13 protein-coding genes are annotated in these 20,399 nt (G+C 71.0%); 6 read left to right on the top strand and 7 right to left on the bottom strand.

Features of this window, described 5'->3' with window-relative positions:
- Positions 1 to 100: 100 nt before the first annotated feature.
- The 3 genes from EKO23_RS04880 to EKO23_RS04870 are packed head-to-tail and all read left to right on the top strand — an operon-like array spanning position 101 to position 4,115.
- A complete protein-coding gene (locus EKO23_RS04880; protein ID WP_134714668.1) occupies positions 101 to 1,651 on the top strand; it encodes an APC family permease in 1,551 nt (516 codons plus the stop codon).
- Complete coding sequence (locus tag EKO23_RS04875) at positions 1,648 to 3,579, top strand: primary-amine oxidase (protein ID WP_134714666.1); 1,932 nt, start codon at positions 1,648 to 1,650, stop codon at positions 3,577 to 3,579. Before EKO23_RS04880 ends, EKO23_RS04875 begins: the two co-directional genes overlap by 4 nt.
- On the top strand, positions 3,570 to 4,115 hold the full coding sequence (locus EKO23_RS04870; RefSeq protein ID WP_134714664.1) for a DUF5134 domain-containing protein: 546 nt from the start codon (positions 3,570 to 3,572) through the stop codon (positions 4,113 to 4,115). The genes EKO23_RS04875 and EKO23_RS04870 overlap by 10 nt, the downstream gene beginning before the upstream one ends.
- Positions 4,116 to 4,206: 91 nt before the next feature.
- Here EKO23_RS04870 and EKO23_RS04865 read toward each other — a convergent pair whose 3' ends face one another.
- The 5 genes from EKO23_RS04865 to EKO23_RS04845 all read right to left on the bottom strand — a co-directional run bounded on the left by EKO23_RS04865 (position 4,207) and on the right by EKO23_RS04845 (position 12,180).
- Complete coding sequence (locus EKO23_RS04865) at positions 4,207 to 5,001, bottom strand: ABC transporter permease (RefSeq protein ID WP_134714662.1); 795 nt, start codon at positions 4,999 to 5,001, stop codon at positions 4,207 to 4,209.
- Entirely contained in the window at positions 4,998 to 5,894 is an 897-nt protein-coding gene (locus tag EKO23_RS04860; RefSeq protein ID WP_134714660.1) for an ABC transporter ATP-binding protein, read from the bottom strand. Before EKO23_RS04860 ends, EKO23_RS04865 begins: the two co-directional genes overlap by 4 nt.
- 197 nt (positions 5,895 to 6,091) lie before the next feature.
- Complete coding sequence (locus EKO23_RS04855; protein ID WP_134714658.1) at positions 6,092 to 9,019, bottom strand: helix-turn-helix transcriptional regulator; 2,928 nt, start codon at positions 9,017 to 9,019, stop codon at positions 6,092 to 6,094.
- 211 nt (positions 9,020 to 9,230) lie between these two features.
- A complete protein-coding gene (locus tag EKO23_RS04850) occupies positions 9,231 to 11,063 on the bottom strand; it encodes a glycoside hydrolase family 15 protein (RefSeq protein WP_246050911.1) in 1,833 nt (610 codons plus the stop codon).
- A 37-nt stretch (positions 11,064 to 11,100) separates the two neighbouring features.
- Positions 11,101 to 12,180 (bottom strand): medium chain dehydrogenase/reductase family protein, encoded by a 1,080-nt coding sequence (locus EKO23_RS04845; protein ID WP_217702470.1) that lies wholly within the window; start codon positions 12,178 to 12,180, stop codon positions 11,101 to 11,103.
- A gap of 404 nt (positions 12,181 to 12,584) precedes the next feature.
- Here EKO23_RS04845 and EKO23_RS04840 point away from each other — a divergent pair, with 404 nt between their 5' ends.
- Genes EKO23_RS04840 through EKO23_RS04830 form a run of 3 tightly spaced genes read left to right on the top strand, consistent with a single transcriptional unit; the run spans position 12,585 to position 15,118 of the window.
- Positions 12,585 to 13,145, top strand: a complete 561-nt coding sequence (locus EKO23_RS04840) for a fumarylacetoacetate hydrolase family protein (RefSeq protein WP_217702481.1) — start codon at positions 12,585 to 12,587, stop codon at positions 13,143 to 13,145.
- On the top strand, positions 13,142 to 13,798 hold the full coding sequence (locus EKO23_RS04835; protein ID WP_134714654.1) for a maleylpyruvate isomerase N-terminal domain-containing protein: 657 nt from the start codon (positions 13,142 to 13,144) through the stop codon (positions 13,796 to 13,798). Before EKO23_RS04840 ends, EKO23_RS04835 begins: the two co-directional genes overlap by 4 nt.
- A 15-nt stretch (positions 13,799 to 13,813) precedes the next feature.
- Entirely contained in the window at positions 13,814 to 15,118 is a 1,305-nt protein-coding gene (locus EKO23_RS04830) for an FAD-dependent monooxygenase (RefSeq protein ID WP_134714652.1), read from the top strand.
- Between the two features lie 77 nt (positions 15,119 to 15,195).
- Here EKO23_RS04830 and EKO23_RS04825 read toward each other — a convergent pair whose 3' ends face one another.
- On the bottom strand, positions 15,196 to 15,831 hold the full coding sequence (locus EKO23_RS04825) for a response regulator (RefSeq protein WP_134714650.1): 636 nt from the start codon (positions 15,829 to 15,831) through the stop codon (positions 15,196 to 15,198).
- Positions 15,828 to 20,399, bottom strand: coding sequence for a HAMP domain-containing protein (locus EKO23_RS04820; RefSeq protein ID WP_134714648.1), 4,572 nt, complete (start codon positions 20,397 to 20,399; stop codon positions 15,828 to 15,830). The genes EKO23_RS04825 and EKO23_RS04820 overlap by 4 nt, the downstream gene beginning before the upstream one ends.

The raw sequence follows: 20,399 nt of genomic DNA, 5'->3' as shown, positions 1-20,399 counted from the left end.
CACGCCATCAAGAAATGCCATGCTCACAGGGCTTCCCTTGTGTCGTGCACCACAGGATTCTTTGAGGTACGTCGCAAAGAACTCGATGGGAGCCACCCCGATGACGACCAGTGCCACCCCTCCCCCGCTGCCCGCCTCCACGGCCCTCGCGGTCGAGCAGGAAGCCCACCTCAAGAAGACCCTGCGCCGCTTCGACATCGTCTTCCTCCTGATCGCCGCGGTGGTCGGCCTCGAGACGCTCGGCCAGGTGTCGACGTACGGCGCCGAGGCGTTCACCTGGGCCCTGGTCCTGGCGGTCTCGTTCCTGCTCCCCTACGGCCTGATCTTCGCCGAGGTCGGCGCCGCGTTCAGCGAGGAGGGCGGCGCCTACACCTGGGTGCGGGACGCCTTCGGCCGCCCGGCCGCCGCGATCGCGTCGATCCTGACCTGGGTCACCCAGCCCGTGTGGGTCGGCGGCTCGATGGCGTTCCTGGCGGCCGAGACGTGGAGCACCTACCTGGTGCCCATGCGCGCCGGCTCGTTCTGGGACTACGCGTTCAAGATCGTGTTCATCTGGATCACCGTGACCGCCGCGATCATCAGCCTGCAGCGCGGCAAGTGGCTGCCCACGCTCGGCGCGATCCTCAAGGTCGCCCTGCTCGCGTTCTTCGTGCTCACCACCGCGATCTACGCGTTCCAGCACGGCGTGTCCGGCCTCGGCGCCGGCGACTTCAGCCCGACCCTGATCGGCCTGTTCGGGTCGGTGCCGATCCTGCTGTTCGCCTACCTCGGCTTCGAGTCGTCCAACAGCGCGGCCGGCGAGATGGAGAACCCCGCCCGCGACGTGCCGGTCTCGATCGCCCGCTCGTGCGCGGCCGCCGCCCTCTGCTACCTCGTGCCGATGCTGGCGATCCTGATCGTCGTGCCCAAGGGCGAGATCACCGGCATCGGCGGCCTGCTCGACGCCGTCGGCACCGTGTTCTCCGTCTACGGCCCGGCCGCCGACGGGATGCTCAAGGTCACCGCCGCCGCGTTCGTGTTCATCCTGATGAGCCAGGGCTCCGCGTGGATGATCATCTCCGACCGGATGCAGGCCATGGCCGCCGCGGACGGCTCCTTCTTCGGGGGCTTCTTCGGCCGGTTCCACCGCAGCCTGGGCACCCCGGTGCGGGTCAACCTCCTCTCCGGAGTGGTGGCGACCGCGTTCCTGCTGGCCGCCATGCAGCTGACCGGCTCCAGCGCCGCGGTCTTCGGCGTGGTGCTGACGATCTCGATCTCGACGTTCCTGCTCAGCTACCTGCTGGTGCTGCCAGCCGCCGTCCGGCTGCGCAGCAAGTACCCCGACGTCGAGCGCCCGTTCCGGGTGCCGGTGTCCGACCGCGGGTTCGCGATCCTGGGCTCGATCTGCTTCGCCTGGGTCCTGCTCGGCTCCTGGGTCGCGGTCTTCCCGGGCACGCTCGAGGCGGCGTTCGGGATCGACTACCCGTTCGAGGATTACTGGGGCGTCAGCCAGGCCCGGTTCGAGGTCTTCACGCTCGGCACCCTCGCCGTGCTGCTCGTGCTCGGCGTCGTCGGCTACGTGCGCGGCGCCCGGGTCCGCCGTGACGTGGAGGCGACCGCGCCCGCGCCCGCTCCCGCCCCGCAGTCCCTGGTCGAAGGAGTCACGCCGTGACCAGCCACCCCCTGGACCGCCTGACCGGCGACGAGATCGCGCGGAACCGCACGATCCTGGACAAGGCCGGGCTGGTCGGCAGCACCACCCGCTTCCCCCTCGTGATGCTGGAGGAGCCGGCCAAGCGCGACGTGCTCGCGTGGCAGCCAGGCGACCCGCTCGACCGGCGGGTCCGCACCACCCTGCTGGACCGGGACACCGGAGCGGTGGAGGAGGTCGTCGTCTCCCTGGACCGCGAGGACGTGGTCGGGCGGCGCACGGTCGACGTGGTGGCCGAGGGCCAGCCGCCGATCATGGGCGAGGAGTTCGACCTGGTCGAGCAGGTGCTCTGGGCCGACCAGGGCTGGTGCGCGGCGATGGCCGAGCGCGGCCTGACCGAGCCCGAGCGGATCCGGGTCTCCGCGCTCAGCGCCGGGTGCTTCGACCTCCCCGGCGAGGAGGGCCGGCGGCTGGTGCGCTGCCTGTCCTTCCTCCAGCTGGACGACAGCGACAACATCTGGGCGCACCCGATCGACGGCCTGGTCGCGTACGTCGACCTGGTCACCGCCGAGGTGGTCGAGCTCGTCGACGACGGCATCTTCCCGCTGCCGACCGAGCGGGCCGACTTCCAGCCGGCGTCCGTGCCACCCCGCACCAGCCAGCGCCCGATCGAGATCACCCAGCCGGAGGGCGCCAGCTTCACGGTGGAGGGGGACGTCGTCCGCTGGGAGAAGTGGGAGTTCCGGATCGGGTTCGACCAGGTCGAGGGGCTGACCCTGCACCAGGTGGGCTTCGAGGACGGCGGCCGCGTGCGGCCGATCGTCTACCGCGCGTCGATCGCCGAGATGGTCGTCCCGTACGGCGACCCGTCGCCGGTGCGCTTCTGGCAGAACTACTTCGACGCCGGCGAGTACTCCCTCGGCAAGGAGGCCAACGCGCTGCGCCTCGGCTGCGACTGCCTCGGCGAGATCCACTACGTCGACGCGGTCATCGCGGACGACGACGGCAACCCCCGCCACCTGCCGAACGCGATCTGCATGCACGAGGAGGACGACGGCGTGCTGTGGAAGCACACCGACGCCTACAACGGGACCAGCTCGGTCCGCCGCCAGCGCCGCCTGGTCGTGTCGTTCTTCATCACCGTCGGCAACTACGACTACGGGTTCTACTGGTACCTCTACCTCGACGGCACCATCGAGCTCGACTGCAAGGCGACCGGCGTGGTGTTCGCGTCGGCGTACCCGGGCCCGCGGCCGGACGGGTCGCCGTACCCGTGGGCGAGCGAGATCGCGCCGGGGGTCGGAGCGCCGTACCACCAGCACCTGTTCTCCGCGCGGCTCGACATGATGCTCGACGGCGTCGGCAATTGCGTCGACGAGGTCGACGCGGCCCGGGTTCCGATCGGGCCGGAGAACCCCCACGGCAACGGCTTCACCCGCGCGGTCACCCGGTTGCGGCGCGAGTCCGAGGGTGCCCGGCTCGCCGACGGCTCGGTCGGCCGGGTCTGGCAGGTGAGCAACCCGGAGCGCACCAACCGCCTGGGCCAGCCGGTCGCCTACGCCCTTCACCCCGAGGGTCTGCCCACGCTGCTGGCGGACCCGGCGTCCTCGATCGCACGACGCGCGGCGTTCACGACCCGGCACCTGTGGGTGACCGCGCAGGCCGACGCGGAGCGCTACCCGTCGGGTCAGTACGTCAACCAGAACCCCGGCAACACCGGGATCGACACCTGGGTGCGTGCGGACCGCGACATCGACGGCACCGACATCGTGCTGTGGCACACGTTCGGTCTGACCCACTTCCCGCGGCCGGAGGACTGGCCGATCATGCCGGTCGACCACACCGGGTTCGTGATGAAGCCGGTGGGCTTCTTCGACCGCAACCCCGCGCTCGACGTGCCCGAGCCCGCGTCGAAGCACTGCCTCACGGAGGGGTCGTCGTGTCACTGATCGACCTCCACCCGGCCGACCTGCACCTGCTGGCCGGGCTCGCCTGCCTGGTCGCCGCCCTGGTCATGCTCTCGGGCGCCCGCTCCCGTGCGAGCCGGACCGGTCATGCCGTCGTCGTCGCGACCATGGCGGCCCTGGTCGTGGCCGGTCACTCGGTGCCGGTCGCCCTCGGCTGCGCCGTCGCGCTCGCCGCCACGGCGGTCGTGCTGTCCCGCACGCGCGACAGCGAGGGGCGGGCCTGCTCGCTCGACGTCGCCGTGTGCAGCGGACTGGTGATGCTCATGGCGCTCCCCCTCCTGCTCGCCGCCTCGGGGCACGGCGCGCCGGAACCGGGGGAGCACGGGCTGCACGCCGGGATGCATGCCGCGATCCCGGGCCACGAGGACCACCAGCTCGTCCTCGGCGCCGTGACCCTCCTCCTGGTCGGCGCCTGGGCGGTCTCGCGCCGGCGCCTGCCCTCCGACGCGTCCGCCCCGGCTGCACGGATTGCCTCCTGGGCGATGGCCGTCGGCATGGGCGCCATGGTCGTGGCCTGAACCGGCGGACCGTCACCTCGCGACCTCACGGTGCGTGAGCCCTGCCGGGAACGGGGCTCGCGCCCTCCGGCGTACGGATGGGCTGCACCGCTCACCTCACCTCCGACCTCGCGATCAGTCGGAGGCCGACGAGCGCCGGCAGGAGGAGCCAGGCGACGGCGGTGGCCGCGAGGTGCGCCCACTGGTCACCCGCGATGGACCCGTCGAAGAGCGGGGCCTGCGCGTTGCTGGCGTCCACCCACGGCTGCAGCTCCAGGAACCGCTCCTGGCTGGACGCCAGGATCCCGAACAGGGTGGGCAGCACGAGTGAGTAGACGAAGTAGGCCACCAGCGCCACCGGCGTGCTCCGGAACAGGATGCCGAACGTGGTGCCGGTCAGCAGGCACAAGAGGCTCCCCAGCACGATGAGCAGGAAGTGGGCGACGGAGACGTCCCACACCCGGTCCGTGCGGGTGATCGCGGTTCCGACCAGGTTGCCGACGACTCCGATGGCGAGGGCGACGAGCATCGACACGACTCCCACGGCCACCGAGGCGATGACCTTGGCCAGGATGACCCAGTTCCGGTGGGGCACCAGCGTGAACGTCGTCAGACCGCTGCGTTGGGTCCACTCGCTCGTGATCGACAGGAGGGCGATGATCGGCAGGATGACGGTCATCGGGAACCCGATCGCCTCGGCGAACGTGTAGAAGGTCAGCTCCGCGTCGGGCGCGAACAGGATCGTCGCCACCGTGGACAGCAGGGCAGCGATGACGATGCTCGACATCAGCCAGAAACCGGATCGGGTGTCGAACATCTTGCCCAGCTCGACGTAGGTCACCCGCGACAGGGACACCTGGCGCGCGGATGCCTGCACCCGCACAGGGTCGAGGGCCTTGGTGGTCATGCTGCTCTCCCTTCTCGTTCGGTGTCGGAGGTGAGCTGGAGGAACACGTCCTCGAGACCGCCCTCGGCGGTGCGCAGCTCGATGAGGGCCAGGTAGGACTCCCGCGCGACCAGTCCGACGGTCGTGGGGTCGGCGTCGGATCGCAGGGAACCGTCCTCGGAACGCGTGGTGACGAAGCCGGACCCGCTGAGGGCCCGCTCGAGAGCATCCGGGTCCTGCGCCCGGACGATGCTCCCCGCAGCGCGCAGCAGCTCCGCCAGCGAACCCTGGGAGACGATGCGGCCGCCCCCGATCATCACGATGTCGTCGGCGATGACCTCGATCTCGTGGAGCAGGTGTGACGACAACAGGACGGTCCCTCCGTCGTCCGCGTAGTCGCGGAGCAGGTCGCGCATCCACCGGATGCCGGCCGGATCGAGCCCGTTGGCCGGTTCGTCGAGGATCAGCACCGATGGTCTGCCGATCAGGGCGACCGCGATGCCGAGTCGTTGACGCATCCCCAGCGAGTAGCCGCCGACCCGTCGGTTCGCGTCGGTCTCGGTCAGGCTCACCAGGTCGAGTGCCTCCTCGACACGCCGCGTCGGTAGCCCGATCATCTGCTGCGCGAGGGTGAGGACCTCACGACCGGTGCGTCCAGCGTGCTGGGCCGAGGCGTCCAGCATCACACCGACCTCCAGTCCCGGGTTCGGGAGGTCGGCGAACCTGCGACCGGAGATGGTGGCGTTGCCAGAGTTGGGCCGGGTCAGGCCGACCATCATCCGCATCGAGGTCGACTTGCCGGCCCCGTTCGGGCCCAGGAAGCCGGTCACACGGCCGGCTCGAGCGGTGAAGCTGATGTTGTCGACGACGGTGCGGCCGCCGTACTTCTTGGACAGTGAGTCGACGGTGATCATGGCAAGCTCCTCGATGAGGTGGTACGTCGACGACCAGGCGGTCAGGAGGCGGCCGCCACCGCGACTGGTCTGACCACGAGCGCCATCGCGAACATGCGTCAAGCCTGGGCGGGACCGGCTGGGCACACATCGGGGCGACGCCCTGACCTCGCACCCTGATCTCGACCCGGCCTCCAGGCGCCGTCCGGGCCAGGTCGTCAGCGCGTGTGCGCGTCCGGGCCCGAGTCGGCCCGCTGGACGGCGCGGGCGAGCGCCACCCGGGAGGGAACACCCATCTTGGCGAAGATGTGACGCAGGTGGGTCTCGACCGTCTTCTGGCTGAGGAACAGCTCCGCCGCGATCTGCGGGTTCGTCTTGCGGTCGACGACCAGGCGTGCCACCTGCAGCTCCCGCTCGGTCAGCGATGCAATCCCGACTCCGCTCGACGTGCCTGGTCGGGTTCGCCGGTGGATGCGATGGCCGAGCCTGCCCAGCTCGCGTTCCGCCGCGTTCCGGTAGTGCAGCGCGCCGCACGCGTCGAGCTCCGTGGCCGCGCGCTGCAGCTCGGCGATGGCGCGGTCGCGCTGGCCGGCCCGGGCGAGAGCGCGGCCGGCCAGGGTGCGGGACAGCGCCGCCTCGATCGGGGCTTCGACCTGGCCGGCGGCAGCGGCAGACGACAGCGCGAGCGCGACGGCCCCTGCCGTGTCGCCGTCGTGCAGGGCGACGGCTGCGGCAGCCCGTTCTGCCCAGGCGGCAGCGAGTGGGAGCGGGGCAGTGGCCACCATGGCCTCGGCGCAGGTCGACGCACGCTTCGCGTCGTCTCGCCGTCCGAGGGCGAGCCAACAACGCGTCAGCAGCTCGAGGCAGTACGCCCTCCAGCCCCCCGGGATGAGCGTCAGCTCCTCGCCCCCCGCCGAGCCGAGCAGCATCTCGACGGCCTGTGCCGGTTCGGCGGTCTCGAGCAGGGCGTTCGCGAGCCGTACCGCCGCCCAGGCCGACACGAATCCCCGGTCGAGCTCACGAGTGAGCTCGACACTCTCCTGCGCGGTGTCGACGGCGAGGTCCAGGTCCCCGGTGGCAACCGCGATGACGGAGCGGTTGAAGAGGTTCCCGACGAGCGCCTGGGGGTTGACTGACAGCCGGGAGGCCTCGATGGCCTCGTCGAGGAGCTCGCTGGCTTCGGTCAGCTTGGCGCGGACGTACCAGATCCTGCCCAGCAGCTGGTTCAGGAGCGGGATGGCCTCGCCCTGCCCGGTGGCACGGGCGAGGGTGAGGGCACGGGAGGCGTGGGCGTCGGCCGCCTCGAACAGATCGAGGTAGGCCTCGGCGGCTGCGAGCCACGCCGCCGCGTCGACGCGGCGCGAGAGCTCGTCGTCGGAGAGGCTCTCGATGAGTGCCGCGGCGTCGGCACGGTGGGATCGAGCTCGTCCACCCGCCCCGGTCATGGCATCGGCAAGCGCTGTCATCGCCTGCGCCGTGGCCTTCAGCGGGCGGTCGCCGACCTCCTGCGCGGCGGCGACCGCGCGCTCGCCCCACTCCCCCATCGACCGGTAGTTGGATCGGTAGAGCTCGTTCTTCGCGAGCTCGATGAGCAGGGCAACTGTCTCCTCCGAGACGGGCTCCGGCAGGCCGCGGAGAACGCTCACGAGACGCACGTGGGCCTGCTCGTAACGGCCGAGCTGGTCCTCGGCTCTGGCACACGCCAGCGTCAGCGCGTCGCGCGGCGCGACCGACTCGTCCGGGATCGTCGTCCGGCCCTCGAGCAGCACGCGGCGAGCGTCGGCGAAACGGCCCGTCGCGGCCAACGCACCGGCGCGCGCCAGGAGCAGCCCGACCCGCTCCTCTGCCGGGGCCGTCTGCGGCAGGATCCGCAGGGCGGCCGCGAACCACCGTTCGGCGCTTGCGGGCGCCAGTCGGGCGGCCGCCTCGCCGGCCTCGCGCAGGACCGCGACTGCGCCGAGGTCACCTTCGCGCGCGGACCGCTCGATGTGGTGCGCGCGGACTCCGGCCGTGGCTCCACGCGCCGTGCAGGCTTCGGCGCACCGTGCGTGCGCGCCGAGTCGCCATGCAGCGGGGGACGCCTCGTAGACGGCCCGTCGCACGAGCGGGTGCCGGAAGCGAAATCGCCGCGGCACGTCGGTGGTGCGAACGAGGTCGAGCCGCAGGAACTCGTCGATCGCGTCCAGGGTCGACGTCTCGGACGTCGCCGAGGCGGCCGCCGCGAGCTCGGGCTCGAACGGGTCGCCGGCGACAGCGGCACCTTCGAGAACGAGACGTGCATCGTGCGGCAACATCGCCAGCTCCTCGGTCAGCGCGGCGGCGACCGCCGACGGGATCCCGATGGCCATGGACAGGCCGGCTGCGTGGGACGCCGCCCTGGCCGTGCGTGTGACAGCCCGGGCGAGCTCCTGCAGGTAGAACGGGTTGCCGCCGCTCTCCTCGTAGAGGGCGGCAGCTTCGGTGGAGTCGAGCGCACCTCCCAGGAGCTCGCGCGCCTGGGCGAGGCTCAGCGCGCCGAGCATGATGCGGGTGAGCACCCCCTGGCGGTCGGCATGCTCCAGGGCGCCCGCCAATGCGTGCGGCATCTGGCGCGGGCGCGTGGCCAAGGTCATCAGGACCGCTGCCGCTGGCGGCCGGCGCAGGAGGGCGATCAAGAGCTCCACCGATGCTGAATCCGCCCAGTGGAAGTCGTCGAGCACGAGGACGAGGGGCCTGCGTGCCGCGAGCCGATGGAGCAGCTCGCGCACGGCGCGGTGGCTGCGGTACCGCTCGTGCTGGGCGGCCACCCTGTGAGTGCCCGCGAGCGCCGACAGCGACGGGAACACGTGTGCCAGCTCCGCCTGGACGTCGCCGTCGAGGGTCGCCAGTCGTTGTGGGTCCAGCCGATCGACGTAGTCGTCCAACGCGTCGACGAAGACGGAGAAGGGGAGGTTCTGCTCGAGCTCCGACGCGGACCCGGAGAGGACCAGGCATCCGCGCAGCTCCGCTCGGGCGGCGAGCTCGCAGATCAGCCGCGTCTTGCCGATTCCCGGCTCACCGACGAGCTCGATGGCGCCAGGGATGCCTCGCACGAGGTCGTCGAGGACCCCTTCCAGCACACCCAGCTCCTCGCCACGCCCGACGAGGTGCTCGGCCAGGAGAGCCATGTCCACCCCAAGTTCGATCTCTCGGCGGACGAGGCAGCGGCCCGGACGTCGACGCCCAGGGGAGGGCCGCCTACGCCCGCTCCGGTTCGTCCGTGACTGCAGGCTGGCACCTTGGTCCCGGCGTCGACTAGGGACTCACGACTTCATGCGCCACGGCGAAGGTCCTGCGGACGCGACGCTCGAGGCGTCGCGAGCTCGGGGTGGCCGCGACTCACCCGAGCTGGTGGTCCAGGTTGCAGGCGGCGCTGATCAGGGCCAGGTGGGTGAAGGCCTGGGGGAAGTTGCCGAGCAGCTCACCGGTCGGGCCGATCTCCTCGGAGTACAGCCCGACGTGGTTGGCGTAGGTGAGCATCTTCTCGAAGGCCAGCCGGGCCTCGTCGACGCGACCCGCCCGAGCGAGTGCCTCGACCCACCAGAAGGAGCACATCGAGAAGGTCGCCTCCTTGCCGGTGAGGCCGTCGGGTGACGCATCGAGATCGTAGCGGTAGACGAGGCTGTCGGCGACCAGGTCGCTGGAGATGGCATCGAGCGTGGAGATCCAGCGCGGATCGGTGGGAGCGATGAACTTGCACAGGGGCATGAGGAGCAGGGAGGCGTCCAGTACGTCGGTGTCGTAGCGCTGCACGAATGCCCGACGCCCGGGGTGCCAGCCGCGCTCCATGATCTGGTTGTAGATGCGGTCGCGGACCGCCATCCAGCGGTGGAGATCGGCGGGCAGGCCGCGCTGCCGCGCGATCCGGATGGCGCGCTCGACCGCGACCCAGCTCATCAGCCGGGAGTAGGTGTAGTCCTGCCGGCCGCCGCGCGTCTCCCAGATCCCCTCGTCGGGCTGGTCCCAGTGGTCCATCAACCACTCGAGGTCACGGGTGAGCTCCATCCACCCGTCGTGGTAGAGGGGCCGCCCGTACTTGTTGCAGAGGTAGACGGAGTCCATGAGCTCCCCGTAGATGTCGAGCTGCAGCTGCGTCGCCGCGCCGTTGCCGATCCGCACCGGCGCCGAGCCCCGGTAGCCCTCCAGGTTCGGGAGCTCCTGCTCGGGCAGGTCTTCGCGCCCGTCGATGCCGTACATGATCTGCAGCGGCCCCGACTCGCGGTCGACCGCCGGGCGGAGGCGTCCCTCCAGCCACGCCATGAAGGCGGCCGCCTCCTCGGTGAACCCGAGCCTGAGCAGCGCATAGAGCGAGAAGGCCGCGTCGCGTATCCACGTGTAGCGGTAGTCCCAGTTGCGCGCGCCCCCGATCTCCTCCGGCAGGCTGGTGGTGGGGGCGGCCACGATCGCCCCGGTCGGCGCGTACGTGAGCAGCTTGAGCGTGAGTGCCGACCGGTGCACCATCTCGCGCCAGCGTCCGGTGTAGTTCGAGCAGCTCAGCCAGTCCCGCCAGAACGCCACGGTGGCGTCGAACTCGCCTGCGATGTCGGCGTCCACGCAGGGCACGGGCATCTCGCCGGGCTGCGCGAGGTCGAGGACGAAGGTGGCCGTCTCTCCGGCTCGCAGCTGGATGCGGGCGCGGACGTCGACACCGTGGACGATCTCGAGCAGGGAGCGAGTCGAGAGGCTGAGTCCCAGGTGGGGAGAGCGGAAGATCGCGCCGTGCGGGGCGAGCGTGACCTCGTGGCGGTCGCGCCCGTAGTCGAATCGAGGGGCGACGTCGACGACGAAGCGCACGTCTCCCCGCACGGCGACCAGCCGGCGGACCAGGCGGTGGTGGTGCGCCGCCTCACCGGCGCGCCGCGGAGGCATGAAGTCCTGGACTTCACCCACTCCGCCGGGCGTCAGGAAGCGCGTGATGAGGATGTTGGTGTCGGGCAGGTAGAGCTGCTTGGAGCTCCAGCCGTCACCGTCGGGCGAGATACGGAACAGACCTCCGTCATCGGCGTCGAGGATCGCCGCGAAGACGCTCGGTGAGTCGAAGCGCGGGCAGCAGTACCAGTCGATCGTGCCTTCGGTGCCCACGAGCGCCACGGTGTGCAGGTCGCCGATCAGTCCGTGCTCGGCGATGGGCAGGTAGCGCTGCCGCGGTCCGTTCCGAGCTCCGCTGGACACGACGATTCCTAGTCGACCCGCACGCCGTCACGTGAGGTCATCCGGCATCCTCGATGGCATCCGGCTGGAGCACGAGCTTCCCCTTGGTCGCCGCACTCTCCAACAGCTCGTGTGCGTGTCGCGCCTCCGACAAGGGCAGGCGCTCGGCCACGACCGGGTGGATCTCGCCACGACGCAGCAGCTCGATCAGCACGCCGAAGTCCTCCCGGAACCACTCGGGGTAGCGGGGCACTCCGCCGACTGCTCCGGGTCGGTTCTCCGCCGCCTCGCGGAACTTCTGGATCGAGTAGGGCATCGCGGAGCGGCGAGGCGAGAGCTTCGCCCACACCCACAGCGCTGCTATCGCCGCGTACCACTCGATCACCGCCGGCCAGTTCTTGTGCCCGTCCGTGAGCGTGTTGTAGCGGCCGAACACGACGAGCCTTCCGCCGGGCCGCAGCGCGCGGAAGGAGCGCAGCGACAGCGGCCCACCCAGGCTGTCGACCACGACGTCGACACCCTCGCCGCCCGTCAGGTCGCGCACCCGAGCCAGGAAGTCCTCGTTCTGGTAGTCGATCGCCACGGCACCGAGCCGCTCGACCGCGGCGCCGTCGCGAGCCGCAGCGGTCCCGAATATGCGAAGCCCGGCCACCGCCCCGAGCTCGAGAGCCGCGGTGCCCACCCGGCCGGCCGCGCCGTGCACGAGCACCCTCTCCCCGCGTCTCGCCATCGCGATGCGGTGAAGCACCTGGTAGGCGGTCATGTAGGTGAAGACGAGGCTCAGGACCTCGGCCGGGTCGAGATCCCCGGGGACCTCGACCGCGCCCGCCTCCGGCACGCAGACGCGGTCCGCGTCGGCGCCCCACACCGTCAGCGCGCCGATGCGGTCTCCCCGCCGCAGCCTCGAGCAACCCGGCCCAACCTCCTCGACGACACCGACGAGCTCGTAGCCGGGCGTGAACGGCGGCTTCGGGCCGCCTGGGATGTAGGTGCCGGCGCGCAGCTGTGAATCGGTGAACGACACCCCAGCCGCGAGTACCTTGACGCGCACCTCGCCCGGACCCGGTCGCGGATCCTCCTCCTCCACCATCCTCAACACCTCGGGGCCCCCGAAGTGGTCGACGATCACACGCTTCATCGCTCCTCCAGACAACAGATCGGGTCCACCTCCGTGGTCGGAGCGGCCAACCCAGCGTCGCGCTCGGTGCGATCGGTGTCGGTGCTCCCAGGGGCGGGCATGGCACGAGCATGCGACCGTTGACCGGCGCCGACATCGGGGTGGCACCCTGAACTCGCACCCCGATCCTTGTCGGGTCGAGGGGGGGTCGCCGACACGGCGCGGGCCCGACCCTGGCCATCGGTGGGCCGGGCCCGCGCTGGTCCTAGACGCGAACGTGTCGCGCATCCCCCGAAAACCAGCATGCTCGTCCGCCGCGGCCGTAGACATAGGCACTTCTACCGGTTCCTGCTAGCCCCCACGGACGAGCCCGGGCCGCGGTCGGGGGCCCGGACGGGCCCGCGCGCTGGGCGGATGCCCGCGGGCTGGAACACCCGGCGGCCGACGTCGTCGACCGTCGACCGCCGGGCGCACGGGGGCGATCATCCGGCCAGGCCCCACAGCCGGCGGAAGCCGTCCTGGTAGTCGGTCGAGCCGTACGGCGTGCCACCGGCGCCGAGGCCGAGGCCGCGATCGCCGGCTTCACCGTGCTCAACGACATCACCTGCCGCGACTGGCAGTTCCGCACCCGCGAGTGGCTGCAGGGCAAGAACTGGGACTCCACCACCCCGGTCGGGCCCTACCTCGTCACGCCCGACGAGCTGCCTGGCGGCGCACGCCCCGCGCTGTCCATCTCGTGCGAGGTCGACGGCGAGCCCATGCAGAAGGACAGCACCGCCGACCTGCTGTTCGACCCGGTCGCCCTGGTGGAGTACGTCTCCACGATGGTCCGCCTCAACCCGGGCGACCTGATCGCCACCGGCACCCCCGGCGGCGTCGGCCACGCCCGCAAGCCGGAGGTCTACCTCCGGGCCGGCCAGCGCGTGGTCACCGAGATCGAGGGCATCGGTCGGCTCGAGAACCTCGTCGTCTCGGACCCGGCATGACCACCGCGACGAGCCTGCGCAGGCTGGCCGACAGCCGGCGCTGGGTCGAGGAGGGCACGCTTCTGTGCGCGCGCGCCGTCGACGTCCTCGCCGACGAGCAGTACGGCGAGCCGTCGGCGCTCCCCCGCTGGAACCGCGCCCACCTGGTCGCCCACCTGGCGGCCAACGCCGAGGCGCTGCGCAACCTGGCCCGCTGGGCCGCGACCGACGAGGTGACCCCGATGTACTCCTCGCCGGAGCAGCGCAACGCCGACATCGAGCGCGGCGCCACCCGGTCGCCGGCCGCGTTGCGGACCTGGTTCCACGAGGCGGCGGCCGCACTGACCGCCGACCTCGACAGGCTGGGCGACGACCAGTGGCGGGCGCGCGTGCACACGGCCCAGGGTCGCGAGGTGCCTGCCTCCGAGGTCCCGTGGCTGCGCGCCCGCGAGGTGATGGTGCACGCCGTCGACCTGGCCGTCGGGGTCACCTTCGCGGACCTGCCGGACGACTTCCTGACCGCCCTCGAGGCGGACATCCACGAGAAGCGCGGGGCCGGCGTCCTCGGCATCGAGGGCGCCCTCGCCGACCGCGTCGGCTACCTGGCCGGACGCACGACCGCAGGCGTCACGGCCGGCGGAGCGCCCGCGCCCGACCTCCCTCCCTGGCTGTGAACCGAAGGACGTGACATGAGCACCAACGACCGCGTCGGCACCCCCGACGCCATCATCATCGGCGGCGGCATCGGCGGCCTGTCGGCCGCGGTTGCACTGACCCGCCGCGGCATCCGGGTCCGGCTCTACGAGAAGGCCCACGAGTTCGGCGAGGTCGGCGCGGGCCTGCAGATCGCCCCGAACTGCACCCGCATCCTCCACGAGTACGGGCTGCTGGAGGAAGTGAAGTCGCTCGGTGTCCTCCCCGAGGCGATGGTGATGAAGGACGCCACCGACGGGTCCGAGCTGACCCGCCTCGACCTCGACGACCTCGAGCGCACCTACGGTTTCCCCTACATGGTGATCCACCGCTCCGACCTCCACCGCACCATCCTCCGCGAGGCCGAGCGGCTCGGCGTCGACCTGCGCACGGGACTGGCCGCGACGGCGTACGAGAACCGCACCCTCGCGACCGGCGTTCCGGGTGCCCGGGTGACGTTCGCCGACGGCACCAGCGACGAGGCCGAGGTGGTCATCGCGGCCGACGGCCTCCACTCGGTCGCCCGCCGGCTCCTGGTCGACGACGAACCGGTCAGCTCGGCGTACGTCGCGTACCGCGGCGCGGTCCCCATCGAGAGCGTCCGCTCCCACGACGTCTCGGAGACCGAGGTCGTGGTCTACGTCGGACCCCGCTGCCACTTCGTGCAGTACCCCCTGCGCGGCGGCGAGATGTTCAACCAGGTCGCCGTCTTCGAGTCGGACAAGGCGCTGCGCGGGGAGGAGGACTGGGGCACCCCGGACGAGCTCGACGACGCCTTCGACGGGATGTGCGACCAGGTCCAGCAGGGTCTCCCGCTCATGTGGCGGGACAAGTGGTGGCGCATGTTCGACCGCGACCCGATCGAGACATGGGTGCACGGGCGGATCGCGCTCCTGGGCGACGCCGCGCACCCGCCGCTGCAGTACATGGCACAGGGCGCGGTCATGGCCATCGAGGACGGCTGGGTGCTCGGCGAGCACGTCGCCGCCCAGGGCGCGGCCCGGACCGCGACCGGCTCCGGCGTCGACTGGGACGCCGCGCTGGCGGCGTACGACGCCGTGCGGCCCGAGCACTGCCACCGGGTCGTCACCACGGCCCGGTCGTGGGGCGAGCTGTGGCACCTGGACGGGGTGCCCCGGCGGCAGCGCAACCAGGTGCTGCGCGAGCGCGACACCTACGACTACACCTACACCGACTGGATCTACGGCCGGACGGCCCTCACTCCCGGGCAGGAACCCCCTCCCTACCCGACCTTCCCCCTCGCGTCGGTCGCGGTCCGGGAAGAGCTCTCAGGCGTGTGACCCATCCGGCTCGACCGCAGTGGGAAATCCCGGCGGGCCGCCGCCCGGCCAGGTCAGGACGCACGCCAGGGGGTCGCTCAGCCGAACTCCCGGCGGGTCGCGCCCGAGGCCGGCATCGTCTTGTCGAGGACGTCCAGGGCCTGGCGCATCGCCTGCACCCTCGCCGCGAGCAGGTCGAGCGTCGGTTGACCGTGACCGTCCGCGTCCTCGAGCAGCGACGCCACCGACTCCTCCACCAGCGAGAGCCGATCCTCGAGCTCGCCGATGACGTCCACCTCGCCCTCGACCTGTCGACGCAGGAACTCGGTCTGGGTGGCGAGGCGCCGCCCGGCCAGCCAGAGGTCGACGAACACCTGGACCTTGGCGCGCAGCACCCACGGGTCGAACGGCTTCGAGATGTAGTCGGCGCCGCCAGCGGCGTAGCCGCGGTAGGCATGCTGCTGGTCGGTGTCGACGGCGGTCAGGAAGATGATCGGGACGTCCCTGGTGCGGGTCCGCGCCTTGATCCGTGACGCGGTCTCGAAGCCGTCCATGCCCGGCATCTGCGCGTCCAGGAGGATCAGTGCGAAGTCGTCCTTGAGCAGCGCGCGCAGCGCCTCCTCCCCGGACGAGGCCTTGACCAGGACCTGGTCGAGCGAGTTGAGCACCGCCTCGAGCGCGAGCAGGTTCTGCTCGCGGTCGTCGACCAGCAGGATCCTCGCCCGTTCGGTCACGACAGCCACGTCCGGAGCCGGGAGAGGAGGTGGTCGATGTCGACCGGCTTGGTGACGTAGTCGGAGGCACCCGCGGCCAGGCTGTTCTCCCGGTCGCCGGGCATGGCCTTCGCCGTCAGCGCGATGACCGGGAGGTCGCGGTACGCCGGCACCCGGCGGATCTCCCGCATCGCGGTGTAGCCGTCCATCCCCGGCATCATCACGTCCATCAGCACCAGGTCGATGTCCTGATCCCGGTCGAGCGCCTGCAGCCCTTCCTCGCCGTTCTCGGCGTAGAACACCTCGATCCCGAACTGTTCCAGCGCACTGGTGAGCGCGAACACGTTGCGGACGTCGTCGTCGACGATGAGGATCCGCCTGCCGGCGAACATCGGTTCGCCGCCGACGCTGTGCGCCTCGAGCGCCGGCTCGGGGGCGAGCTCTACCCCGGCCCGGTTCAGGAAGAGGGCGACGTCGTCGACGAGCCGCTCGTCGGTCTGCGGGCAGGTCACGACCATCGAGCGGGCGTACTGACGCAGCCTGCTCTCGTCCTTGGCGCTGACCACCCGTCCGTTGCTGACCACCACCGGGATGCCGCGCAGAGCCTTCCGCGAGCGCATCCGCTTGATCACGTCGAACCCGCTCCCGCCGGGGAGCTTGAGCTCCACGACGACACAGTCGTAGCTGCGCGCATCGAGGGCATCGACGGCCTCGGCGACGCTCGTGACCACGTGCAGCTCGACGTCGGGAACGGCACCGAACAGCGCCACCACCACGGGCGGGTTGTCGGCACCGGCACCGCTGACCACCAGGAGCGAACGGGTCTTGCGGGCGAGGTACGCCTTCAGGTCCTCGACGCCCGCCGCCAGCCGCTCCGGGGTCGCCGGCTGCACGACACCCCAGGCGCCGGCGTGCCGCCCGACCAGGACGTCGTCGGTCGCGTCGTCCGAGTGCACCACGACCGTGGGGACGTGCCGGGTCTCCGGATCGGCCTTGAGCACCCGCAGCAGCGGGACGCCGTCGGCCGCGAGCAGGTCCATGCCGACCACCAGCCCCGCCGGCTGCAACGTCCGGGCCGCCACCAGCGTTCGCGCGGCGTCGTCCGTGGTCACCACCTTGAACCCCGCCTCCCGGCCGTACTCGACCGCGGCCGCCCGGAGCGACCTGCTGCGGAGCGACACCAGCAGCACCGAGTCGTCCCTCTGGATCCGACCCTCGTCGTCCTCGACCCGACCGATCTCCCCGCCCGGCGTGCCCCCCTCCACGTCCCGGTGACCCGCCGGCTCGATCGCGGCCGGAACGGCCTCCCGCTCGGCCCACCGGACCGGCACGTACAGCGTGAACGTGCTGCCCCGACCCGGCTGGCTGTCCACCCGGATCTCGCCGCCGAGCAGCCGCGCGATCTCGCGGCTGATGGACAGGCCCAGCCCGGTGCCACCGAACTTGCGGCTGATCGTGCCGTCGGCCTGCTGGAAGGCCTCGAAGATCACCTTGAGCTGGTCCGGCGGGATGCCGATGCCGGTGTCGGACACGGCGAACGCCAGCACCTGACCGGCGTCGAGGCCCGGGGTGCTGAACCGGTGTCCCGGAGCAGGGCGGATCTCCAGCCGCACGTCACCTGCCGAGGTGAACTTCACCGCGTTGGAGAGCAGGTTGCGCAGCACCTGCTGCAGGCGATGCTGGTCGGAGCTCAGGGTCCGGGGCACCTCCGCCGCCACGTCCACCGAGAACCGGAGGTCCTTCTCTGCGGTGAGTGGCCGGAACGTCGCCTCGACGTACTCCACGATCCCGGCCACGGCGACCTCGGCCGGGTGGACGTCCATCTTGCCCGCCTCGACCTTGGACAGGTCGAGGATGTCGTTGATGAGCTGCAGCAGGTCGGTGCCGGCGCCGTGGATGGTGCGCGAGTACTCCACCTGGCGGGGGCTCAGGTTGCCGTCGACGTTGTCACTGAGCAATTGGGCGAGGATCAGCAGCGAGTTCAACGGGGTGCGCAGCTCGTGCGACATGTTGGCGAGGAACTCCGACTTGTACCGCGAGGAGAGTGCGAGCTGCTCCGCGCGGTCCTCCAGGCCTCGCCGGGCGTCCTCGATCTCGAGGTTCTTGATCTCGATCGCCCGGTTCTGCGCAGCGAGCTGTCGGGCCTTCTCCTCGAGCTCGGCGTTGGTCTGCTGGAGCTCCACCTGCTGGGTCTGCAGCTCCTCGGACTTGTCCTGCAGCTCGGCCGCGAGCCGTTGCGACTCCACCAGGAGCTCCTCGGTGCGCGAGCTGGCGATGATGGCGTTCAGCGAGACGCCGATGATCTCCATGAGCTGCCCGAGGAACTGCATGTGCACCTCGCTGAACGGCTCGAACGACGCCAGCTCGACCACGCCGAGCACCTGGTCCTCGAAGAGCACCGGGAGCACGACGATGCTGACCGGGGTGGCCGCGCCCAGCCCCGACGAGATCCGGACGTAGTCGGTAGGCACGCTCCCGAGCACGATCGGGGACCGCTGCGCCGCCGCCTGCCCCACGATCCCCTCGCCGAGGGTGAACCTGTCGGGAACCGACCGTCGGGCGCGGTAGCCGTACGACGCGATCCGTCGCACCGCGCCGTCGCCGTCCACGACGTTGTCGGCGAGGAAGAAGGAGCCCTGTCGGGCGCCGACCAGCGGCGTGAGCTCGTTGACGATGAGCTGGATGACGTCGAGCAGGTCCCGGCCTCCCTGCATGTGCCCGGTGAACCGGGCGAGGTTGGTCTTCAGCCAGTCCTGCTCCTCGTTGGTCCGCGTGGTCTCGCGGAGGTTGTCGATCATCTCGTTGAGGTTGTCCTTCAGCTCGGCGACCTCGCCCTGAGCCTCGACGGTGATCTGCTGGCTGAGGTCGCCCTGGGTCACGGCGGTGGACACCTCTGCGATCGCGCGCAGCTGGGTGGTGAGCGTGCTGGCGAGCTGGTTGACGTTCTCGGTGAGCCGTCGCCAGGTGCCGGACACGTCGGCCACCTGTGCCTGGCCACCGAGCTTCCCCTCGGTTCCCACCTCGCGCGCCACGCGGGTCACCTCGTCGGCGAACGACGACAGCTGGTCGACCATCCGGTTCACCGTCGTCTTGAGCTCGAGGATCTCGCCTCGCGCCTCGACGGTGATGGTGCGGGTCAGGTCGCCGCTGGCGACCGCGGTGGTCACCTCGGCGATGTTGCGCACCTGGCTGGTGAGGTTGTTCGCCATCGAGTTCACCGAGTCGGTGAGGTCCTTCCACGTGCCGGCGACGCCCCGGACGTGCGCCTGCCCGCCGAGGATCCCCTCGGTGCCCACTTCCCGGGCGACGCGGGTGACCTCGTCGGCGAACGCCCGAAGGGTGTCCACCATGGCGTTGATCGTCGAGGCGAGTGCCGCCACCTCGCCCCGTGCTTCGATCGCGATCTTCTGGCTGAGGTCGCCGCGGGCCACGCCGGTCGAGACCGTGGCGATGCTGCGCACCTGGTTCGTGAGGTTGCTGGCCATCGAGTTCACCGAGTCGGTCAGGTCCCGCCAGGTGCCGGCCACCCCCGGCACCCGGGCCTGCCCGCCCAGTACCCCCTCCGTGCCGACCTCCCGGGCAACGCGGGTCACCTCGTCCGCGAACGCGGACAGCTGGTCGACCATCGTGTTCACGGTGCTCTTGAGCTCGAGGATCTCGCCGCGCGCGTCGACGGTGATCTTGCGGGTCAGGTCACCGCTCGCGACGGCGGTTGTCACCTCGGCGATGTTGCGCACCTGGGAGGTGAGGTTCGCGGCCATCATGTTGACGTTCTCGGTGAGGTCCTTCCAGGTACCCGAGACGTCGTGCACGTCGGCCTGCCCGCCGAGCCGGCCCTCGGTGCCCACCTCGCGGGCCACGCGGGTCACCTCGTCCGCGAACGACGACAGCTGGTCCACCATCGTGTTCACGGTCGTCTTGAGGGCGAGGATCTCGCCCCGGGCCTCGACCGTGATGGTGCGGGTCAGGTCGCCGCGGGCCACGGCTGTCGTGACCTCGGCGATGTTGCGAACCTGCGCGGTCAGGGTGCCCGCCATGAAGTTCACCGAGTCCGTGAGGTCGCGCCACGTCCCGGAGACACCGGGGACCGCGGCCTGCCCGCCGAGCTGGCCCTCGCTGCCGACCTCGCGGGCCACGCGGGTCACCTCGTCCGCGAACGAGGACAGCTGGTCCACCATCGTGTTCACGGTGGTCTTGAGCTCCGCGAGCTCTCCGCGCACGTCGACGGTGATCTTCTGGCTCAGGTCGCCCCGGGCCACGGCCGTGGTCACCTGGGCGATGTTGCGGACCTGGTTGGTCAGGTTGTTCGCCATCGAGTTCACCGAGTCGGTGAGGTCCTTCCACGTGCCGCCCACCCCGGGCACGTCCGCCTGGCCACCGAGGATCCCCTCCGAGCCCACCTCACGGGCGACCCGGGTCACCTGGTCGGCGAACGCGGACAGCTGGTCCACCATGGTGTTGACCGTGGTCTTGAGCTCCGCGAGCTCGCCGCGCACGTCGACGGTGATCTTCTGGCTCAGGTCGCCGCGGGCCACGGCCGTGGTCACCTGGGCGATGTCGCGGACCTGGTTGGTCAGGTTGTCGGCCAT

Origin of the sequence: Nocardioides guangzhouensis (genome assembly GCF_004519545.1) — a bacterium.
Taxonomy (GTDB): domain Bacteria; phylum Actinomycetota; class Actinomycetes; order Propionibacteriales; family Nocardioidaceae; genus Nocardioides; species Nocardioides guangzhouensis.
The sequence above is the reverse complement of the archived record's forward strand: the minus strand, read 5'-3'. Positions and strand labels throughout refer to the sequence as shown.